At 31.1% G+C, this 892-nt stretch carries 2 protein-coding genes; both read left to right on the top strand.

The annotated features are described in order from the left end of the window. On the top strand, positions 1–427 hold a 427-nt coding region (locus BG262_RS03955; protein WP_143602654.1), incomplete at its 5' end, for a M15 family metallopeptidase. 58 nt (positions 428–485) lie between these two features. Beyond that, positions 486–892: hypothetical protein (locus tag BG262_RS03950; RefSeq protein WP_143602652.1), on the top strand; the 407-nt coding region annotated here is incomplete at its 3' end.

Genomic DNA, 892 nt, shown 5'->3' with positions numbered 1-892 from the left:
AAGAGCTATACGAAGAATGATTTCTGATATGCAAAATAGGGGTTATAATGTGTCTAACTCATATAGTGGTTATAGAAGCTATGGTGTTCAATCCCAATTATATCAGAGTTACGTAAATAGGGATGGAAGATATTTAGCTGATACATATTCTGCTCGTCCAGGTCACTCAGAACATCAAACTGGTTTAGTTTTTGACTTGATAAACTGGAATGGTGCTCTGATTGAATCTAATAATGAGGCAACCTGGATTGCTCAAAATGCACATAAATATGGCTTCATAGTTAGATATCCTAGAGGTAAGGAGTACATCACGGGGTACCAATATGAACCATGGCATTTAAGATATGTTGGTAATAAAGCTACAAGCATTTATAATTCTGGTAAATCACTCGAGGAATATTACGGCATTTTAGGTGGTGGTTACTAAATATATTGGCAGATGGATAATCTGCCTTTTTGGAGTTTTAAAATTTTAAGGAGAATTTATGAAAAGGTATCCAAAATATATATATTTTATATTATTAGTAGTGCTATGTTTTTCAAGGAATAGTGCATATGCGTTAGTAAAAGATGAAGTCATCAATCAAAATACGATAACTTCAAGTAGCGAACAAGCTATAACTGATAATTCATCAACAATGAATACTAGTGAGACGAATCCCACTGAACTTATTTCAAATTCAGATAACCAAGGTACAGATACAAGTTCATCTTCAGTATATGATGGGAATAAAAATGATGATTTAATTTCTATTACTGATAGTTCAGCAGTAACTTCCACAGAAAGAGAAAACAAAAAATCATTAGTGAATAGTATTGAAAAAAATACAAATTTGTTTCAATCAATAAGTATTTCAAAAAAACAAATATCAACAAAACAAGAAATTAAATT

Origin of the sequence: Floricoccus penangensis (assembly GCF_001832885.1) — a bacterium.
In the GTDB taxonomy this organism is placed as follows: domain Bacteria; phylum Bacillota; class Bacilli; order Lactobacillales; family Streptococcaceae; genus Floricoccus; species Floricoccus penangensis.
The sequence above is the reverse complement of the archived record's forward strand: the minus strand, read 5'-3'. Positions and strand labels throughout refer to the sequence as shown.